Origin of the sequence: Lunatimonas lonarensis, assembly GCF_000390185.1 — a bacterium.
In the GTDB taxonomy this organism is placed as follows: Bacteria; Bacteroidota; Bacteroidia; order Cytophagales; family Cyclobacteriaceae; genus Lunatimonas; species Lunatimonas lonarensis.
Genome location: NZ_AQHR01000086.1, coordinates 1 through 7,329 on the forward strand (window position 1 = coordinate 1; position 7,329 = coordinate 7,329).

The following is a 7,329-nucleotide window of genomic DNA, read 5'->3' on the forward strand; positions in this document are numbered from 1 at the left end:
GCGGGCGACGAAGCAATCTCGTTAGTATTGTCGAATCGTCGAACTGTGCGATCGGGAGAAAATCGGGTCTAATATCTCATATCTCATGTCTAACGTCTCCAATCTTACGTCTCTAAACAGGTAGAAATTGGCTTGCAAATCAAACATTCCCTGGTTTTGGCGGTAATTGGTCGGCACGATGGGCATTTCCGCTGGCCAAAACGGGGTGTTTGGTTTATTTTGTTTTTCTATAGACATGGCTCCCCTTCGGGGTTGCGGCAATCGGTTTGATGACGCATTGCCAACCCCATTTAGGGAATGGCGAATGTCTACTATCTCACATTTAATTTCTCATATCTCCAAAAACGACCCCGAAGGCGGTCGAATATCAATAACCCCGGGTGCCAACCCGGGGGCTGGGAACCCTGTCTCTCTCCCGTTTTGGCCGGCGACGGCGTCAATTTTGCCCATCCCGTTCTGCCAAAACCGAATGCGGATCGTAGGGTAAAAGACCTTCGGGGTTCTGAAAACCCCAAAGGTCAGATGGAGAAAAACGACCCCGAAGGCGGTCGAATATCAATAACCCCGGGTGCCAACCCGGGGGCTGGGAACCCTGTCTCTCTCCCGTTTTGGCCAGCAACGGCGTCAATCGTGCCAACCCAGTGCCGCCAAAACCCGTGGACGCCCGGTGGAAGCGGTTCTAAGGCGTGCCATCGGTTTGTCGAATCGTTTTTTGTAGAACTGTTGAATCGTCGAACCGTCAGGTTTTCGACAGAACCGAGGATTTCAGTAGAATTGCGAGTAATCAGTGTCTGATAGTTGAGGTATTATGAATTTTTTTTATCAATTCGAAACGCCACCAATTCGAGGGTCGTTCGATTCGACCTTAGCGTTGGAAATACCCACACCTATCAATTCTTGAATCGAGAAAATCTCATCAAGGCAGAGAAACGATAGGTTGTATCCATCTATTACTTCGAAATCCATTTTCTCTGATTCAGTCATGGCTAGAATGGGAGGGAAGTGTTCCAACGGAATCAGCAAAGCCCTGCCATTTTCCAAATAGACAACCATTTGTTTATCGTTAACAAAGCCAATATCCTTGATTTCAGGAAATGTAGTGGTAGTACTCATAGTCGAATCGTCGAACCGTTGGATCGTGGGAAAATCGATCTTACTTCTTGCGTCTTAAATCTTACGTCTGCAAAAGGAGATTGCGTCGGCTTGAGGCCAGTAGACAGCTTTAATGTTGGTTTTTGTGGTTTGCAGCTATTCCTCTTTTTGTCACTAATCTCCAAGCCTCGCAATGACGGAGCCGCTGTCGTCATTGCGAGGAGCGGGCGACGAAGCAATCTCGTTAGTATTGTCGAACCGTTGAACCGTGCGATCGGGAGGAAATCGGATCTAAGATCTCAAATCTAACATCTCACATCTCACGTCTAATATCCAAGCCTCGCAATGACGGCGCGAGAAGGTTTTTCTTCAGACCGAACCTTATTAGAGACTATGGTGTATAATGTCCGCGTAGTGAAAAGACATATAGGGTATTATTCCTGACCTCATAGATGTACCGATGTTCACGGTCTATTCGTCTCGACCATTTGCCCGTGTACTGGTGTTTGAGAGGTTCGGGCTTGCCAATCCCAGAAAACGGATCCGTTAGAATTGCTTCGGTAAGTTCTCTAATTTTCTTTAGGGCTTTTGAATTGCCACTTATTTTCCACTCCTCTAGGTCTTTGTATGCCCGTTGGGTGAATTCTATTTCCATAAATCGTCCAGTGTTACCTTCACGGTACGACCCTTCTGAATATCTTCTTCACCCTCCTCCATTTTCGCTCTAAATGCTGGATCATAGGCGCCTTTGCCTTCTTCAAACGCTACGTCCAATGCTTTGAGCACTGCTTTTACCGCAGTGAGTTTGGCTTCATTATCGGGGTGAACGATTAGGTAGTTCATAAGCACAATCAGGATTTATTGGAGGGTTCGTAGTCAGGTTAACGAATTTAATTCCAATTGAGTTTACCAAGCGTCCAATCCGCTGTCGTCATTGCGAGGAGCGGGCGACGAAGCAATCTCGTTAGTATTGTCGAACCGTCGAACCGTTGGATCGGGGGAAAAACGGATCTAAGATCTCAAATCTAACATCTCATATCTCCTTAGCACTGTCGAATCGTCGAACCGTTGGATCGGGAGAAAATCGGGTCTAATATCTCACATCTAACATCTCCAAAAAAGACCCCGAAGGCGGTCGAATATCAATAACCCCGGGTGCCAACCCGGGGGCTGGGAACCCTGTCTCTCTCCCGTTTTGGCCAGCGGCGGCGTCAATCCTGCCCATCCTGTGCCGCTAAAACCCCATGTATGCCGAGTGGAAGCGGTTCTGAGGCGCGCCTTCGGTTTGTCGAATCGTTTTTTGTAGAACTGTTGAATCGTCGAACTGTCGAATCGTTGGATCGGGAGGAAATCGATCTTACGTCTTATATCTTACGTCTGCAAAAGAGATTGCGTCGGCTTGAGGCCAGTAGACAGCTTTAATGTTGGTTTTTGTGGTTTGCAGCTATTCCTCTTTTTGTCACTAATCTCCAAGCCTCGCAATGACGGAGCCGCTGTCGTCATTGCGAGGAGCGGGCGACGAAGCAATCTCGTTAGTATTGTCGAATCGTCGAACCGTTGGATCGGGAGAAAATCGGGTCTAATATCTCACATCTAACATCTCCAAAAAAGACCCCGAAGGCGGTCGAATATCAATAACCCCGGGTACCAACCCGGGGGTCAGGAGCCCTGACCCTATCCTGTTTTGGCCAGCGGCGGCGTCAATCGTGCGAACCCCGTGCCGCCAAAACCCGTGGACGCCCGGTGGAAGCGGTTCTAAGGTGCGTTATCTGACTGTCGAATCGTTTTTCGTCGAACTGTGGGTTCGTCGAACCGTAAGGTTTTCGACAGAACCGAGGATTTCAGTAGGATTGCGAGTTATCAGTGTCAGATAGTTGGGGTTTGGTGGATTGCTGATATCAGTCCGAAACGCCATCGATCCCACGATTCGACGGTCAAACGATTCGACGAACGTTGTCGAGCAGTTGAATCGGGATTAGTTCTACTATCTAACATCTCATATCTCAAATCTAACCTCTCGCATCTAACATCTCATATCTCACATCTCACATCTCCGCTCCACCTCACTTCTTCCTCCTCAACGCTCTTTTCCACCAGGGTAGGAGGACCTCGTCGTGGTAGCCGTAGGTGTTGCCGTAGCCATACCCATAGCCGTAGCCATAACCGTATCCGTAACCCAGGTCCTTGTGCACGTCGTTGAAGAGGGCGTAGATTTTGGTGACGCCGCCTTTTTCCACCAGGTTATTGAGGATCTGTACGTTTTCCCGGATGGAATAGTCCTGACGGAACACATAGAAGCTGACATCGGCAAAGGCAAAAAGCTGCTTGGTCTCGGAAACCAGCCCCACCGGCGGGCAGTCCATCACCACGACGTCGTAGGCCTGCCTCAGTTCCTCCATAGTTTCGGCAAATTTCTCCTGGAGGAGAAGCTCGGAGGGGTTTGGGGGGATGGGACCGGAAAGGATGATGTCCATGTTTTCGTATCCCGAGGGCTTTACCACCTCCTGCCAGGTGGTCTGGGAACTAAGAAAGGTACTTACCCCCGTGTCGTTTGTCAGCCCAAATTCCTCGGCGATTTTCGGTTTGCGCAGATCGAGTCCGATCAGGAGGGTACGTTTGCCCATCAGCGCATAGGCAGCGGCCAGGTTGATGGAGGCAAAGGTCTTGCCCTCTCCGGAGATACTGGAGGTAAACAGGGCGGTGATCTTTTCCTGGTTGGGTACCAGGTAGCTGATATCGGCCCGCAGGCCCCGGAAAGATTCCGTGACGGTGGAGCGGGGGCTTGTAAATACGGGTACGCGTTGCCCGGTGGTATTGCGGCCAATGGTGCCGATCAGGGGGACAGCGGCTTCTTTTTCCAGGTACTTGGGATCCTCGAGTTTGATATTCAGCAGGTCCCGTACGCTGATAAAGCCGATGGGGATGATCAGCCCCATGATCAGGCCGATCAGCATATTGAGTGCCCTACGGGGCGATATGGGTAGCTGTCCCGCTTGGGCGGAGTCCAGTATCTTGTTTTTGGGCATATTGGATGCCTTGGTGATTTCGGCTTCGGCGCGTTTTTGCAGCAGGTATACGTAGATGTTTTCGTTGATGCTAAACTGCCGCTGTAGGCCCAGGAGGCGTCTCTCGGTCATGGGCAGCGTATTTATCTCCCGCTCGACGAGTCGGATGCGGCTGTCCAGTTCGGTGATCAGCGTTTGGTTGTTGCGGATGGCCGAGTTGACGTTTTCCTGCAGGGCCCGCTTTACGCTCTCTATTTTGCTGTTGATCTCCCGCACGGCGGGGGTTTGGTCGGAAAGGTTGGCCGAAAGGCTTATTTTCTGCGCCTGTAGCTCGGATAAGTTGAGTACCAGCGCATTCAGTAGGGGATCCGCTACACCCATAACGGAGGGGGCCACGATGTTGTTCAGGTCGTCCCGGTTGAGGTAGGTTTGCAGGGTTTGGTAGTAGCTAAGCTGAAGCTCTGCGGTGCTCTTTTCCTTTTCTACGTCCTGCAAGCGGGAGAATATTTGATTTCCCTCTTGGGAAAGGTTAAAGATGCGGTTTTCGGAGCGGTACTGTTCCAGGCGGCTTTCGAAGTAGTTGAGGGAGTCGGTGATGCCCCTAAGCTGATTATCGATAAAGAGGACGGTGTTTTCCGAGGCCCGGTTCTTTTCCCGCAGTTCCCGCTCCAGGTAGGAGTCCATCAGGGTATTGAGGTATTCCTCGCCCAGGCGCCGGATGGAGGTTTCCAGGCTGAGGGTAAGGATGGACGCCATTTTGTTTAAGGAGGCTACTTGCAGGCGGTTTCGGTAGGCAAGTGCCAAAGAAGGGGTATCCTGTAAGTCAAAGTAGACCACTTCGCCCGGCAGGGCACTGGTATTCCGAATCGAAAAGTAGGAGGTGGGGCTTTCGATAGTTTCCCCAAAGCGGTACTCGCCCTCCAGTGCGGGAGGGTTTTCTACCCGGCTTTTGTAGCGGGTATCCTGTGGGTTGTATAGGGAAAATTGGGGCTCCTCGAAGGTTAGCAGGAAGCGTTCCTGGTTTAGGACTTCCACCTTAAAGCGACCGCCCACCAGTTGGGGTTTGGTCCAGTCCACCTCTACGTAGATGGGGTTATTGCCGTAGATCTGGGAGGTTTTAAGCAGGCCTTTCAGGTAGTAGCGGACGTTGAGGTCCATTTTTTTGACCGTTTCCTCGGCAAGGGAGTAAGACTTCAGGATGCCGATCTCGTTGTCCACATTGGAGCGGGGACGGAACATGGCCGCAGCGCGAAAGAGGTCTTCGCCCGTTCCGGAGGGATCATCCGTTACCACCACCGTACTCTCCACCCGATAAACCGGCGTGGCCCAGCGGTTGGCAAAAAAGGCGGCGGCCAATCCAATGATCACGGAGATGGTGATAACGGGCCAATGGTTTAGGTACTTAAAGAGCGTGGCCCGCAAGTCGATCTGATCCTCCTCTAGGGCAGGATTGGATGTTTGTTGGGGATTTGATTGGGTTTGCTTCATGAATGGTTTATTTTTTCATTGGCCGAATTTGCAGGGCGTGCAAGGGATCCAACCAACTTTTAATTTCCAGGTAATACCGTTAAACGTAACGGAAAGTCAAGGGTGCTTAGTACTTTCTTCTGTTAACCCGAGGGTTACCACCGAGCAATCAGGTTCAGCACGAGGACGAACGCAGAGATCGAGGAGGCCAAGAGGGCCAGGGTTTGGGAGGCGTTTTCTCCTGCGCCCACCTCACGGACCTTCATGGGCTCGGCATAAAGCTGATCGTTGGGCTGTATGAAGTAAAAGGGGGAATGTACGATATGCCGGTCGTTCAGGTTGACCCGGTGCAGCCTGGTGCCGTCCGGGTACTGCCGGATAATCAGGAGTTCGTCGCGTTTGGCCACGGTGGTCAGGTCTCCCGACTGGGCAATGGCCTCAAAGATGGTCATGCGGTCCTGCAGCACCACGTGCTTGCCCGGACGCCGGAACTCTCCGATGGTGGAGAAGCGAATCCCCCCCAGCTTCACGGTCACAAAGAGTTCGGATTTGACGTACTCCCGTAGGCGCTCCTCGATGGTCACCCGGGCCTCGTCCAGGGTCATCTGCATTACGGATACCTCCCCCAGGAGGGGAAGGCGTACGTTGCCGTTTCGGTCTACCGTAAATCCGGTCATGTAGTAGATATCGCCTCCGGTCTGGGCAATCTGACCTATCATGGCCCGGTTTCCCCCTCCTCCCGTTTGATCTTTAAAGCCAAAGCCTTCTTTGATCATATCCTCGGCCGTCTTCACGTTGATGTCCAGGATATCGTTAAACTGCAAGCGGTACTCGGGGAGTTCGTAGGTAATCAGTTCTCCGTCTGCGATGGGGACGTTGCCCTCGAGGTTTTGGAGGTAGATGATGCGTTTATTGGATACGCAGGACGCGCCTAAGGCCAGCGTCAAGGCCATAACTAGTAGCTTTTTAAACCATGCCATGAAAAACAGCGGATTATAGTGGGGGGACAAACAAAAGGAATGTACCCCGGATGAACAAGAAATTTTATTGTTATTTTTTGCGAAAAACCAAATGACGTCTGATCGATTGTGGGCAGTCCGAAAACTCAATTTATAAACGTCAAAAAACAACTTTTGAAATGCATTTTTGCTATTTCGTAATCTTCGTTAGGTTTCGCTGGTTAAGGTATTAAGTAGTTGATAGTCTGTGTGATAAAAGGGGTTATTGCTAAAAAATAGATTGGTTAACACACAGTTTCACCACGTGAGTCCCATCTGAGACTTGGGCACGAAGCTATTAAAAAATCGGCAAACGAGGCAAAAAAATGACTGATTTTGTAAGTGTGTTAAACCAAATTTAATTTTCCGGTCATTCGTAAAATGCGAGACCTGCCAGGTTTTTTTGCGTTGGATTTTGGGCTTTTTTTGCACAGGGATCCTGTTTTTGGAGTGGAAACCTGGCAGGTCTAATCGGATATTCTGTCCTTCCGAGCAGGATCTTCCGGTGCTGTGTTGCCCATGGCGATTGATTTCGCGCCTTTGGCGCTTGGGGTGGTATATTCCCATACTTCCTTGGGCGTTGCCCAAGGCTAATGATTTAGCACGGTTGGTGCGGAAATACATAAGCACCAACGGAGTGACTGGGACTGGCATAGCTTCTCTGGGCATGGGCTTCCCCAAATCGGCGGGTGCAGGTGGTGTCCGATGTGAATGATTTTGCACGTTTGGTGCGGATATTCATAAGCACCAACGGAGTGACTGGGACT

General features: G+C 50.8%; 5 protein-coding genes. All 5 read right to left on the bottom strand.

Features of this window, described 5'->3' with window-relative positions; translation table 11 throughout:
* Positions 1 to 822: 822 nt before the first annotated feature.
* Positions 823 to 1,113 (bottom strand): DUF2442 domain-containing protein, encoded by a 291-nt coding sequence (locus tag ADIS_RS14290; RefSeq protein WP_010855287.1) that lies wholly within the window; start codon positions 1,111 to 1,113, stop codon positions 823 to 825.
* A 370-nt stretch (positions 1,114 to 1,483) separates the two neighbouring features.
* Positions 1,484 to 1,747: a Txe/YoeB family addiction module toxin gene (locus ADIS_RS14295; RefSeq protein WP_010855288.1), complete on the bottom strand. Its 264-nt coding sequence runs from the start codon at positions 1,745 to 1,747 to the stop codon at positions 1,484 to 1,486.
* Positions 1,738 to 1,935 carry a DUF2683 family protein gene (locus ADIS_RS14300; protein WP_035806169.1) on the bottom strand — a complete coding sequence of 66 codons (198 nt, stop codon included), beginning with the start codon at positions 1,933 to 1,935 and terminating at the stop codon, positions 1,738 to 1,740. Before ADIS_RS14300 ends, ADIS_RS14295 begins: the two co-directional genes overlap by 10 nt.
* A gap of 1,220 nt (positions 1,936 to 3,155) precedes the next feature.
* Positions 3,156 to 5,585, bottom strand: coding sequence for a GumC family protein (locus ADIS_RS14305; RefSeq protein ID WP_010855291.1), 2,430 nt, complete (start codon positions 5,583 to 5,585; stop codon positions 3,156 to 3,158).
* Positions 5,586 to 5,719: 134 nt separating this feature from the next.
* A complete protein-coding gene (locus ADIS_RS14310) occupies positions 5,720 to 6,544 on the bottom strand; it encodes a polysaccharide biosynthesis/export family protein (protein WP_202900586.1) in 825 nt (274 codons plus the stop codon).
* Between the last annotated feature and the right edge of the window lie 785 nt (positions 6,545 to 7,329).

Bases quoted from the DNA above. Each gene is read 5' to 3' on its own strand.
- ADIS_RS14295 (WP_010855288.1), bottom strand. From the start codon at position 1,747: ATGGAAATAGAATTCACCCAACGGGCATACAAAGACCTAGAGGAGTGG.
- ADIS_RS14300 (WP_035806169.1), bottom strand. From the start codon at position 1,935: ATGAACTACCTAATCGTTCACCCCGATAATGAAGCCAAACTCACTGCG.
- ADIS_RS14305 (WP_010855291.1), bottom strand. From the start codon at position 5,585: ATGAAGCAAACCCAATCAAATCCCCAACAAACATCCAATCCTGCCCTA.
- ADIS_RS14290 (WP_010855287.1), bottom strand. From the start codon at position 1,113: ATGAGTACTACCACTACATTTCCTGAAATCAAGGATATTGGCTTTGTT.
- ADIS_RS14310 (WP_202900586.1), bottom strand. From the start codon at position 6,544: ATGGCATGGTTTAAAAAGCTACTAGTTATGGCCTTGACGCTGGCCTTA.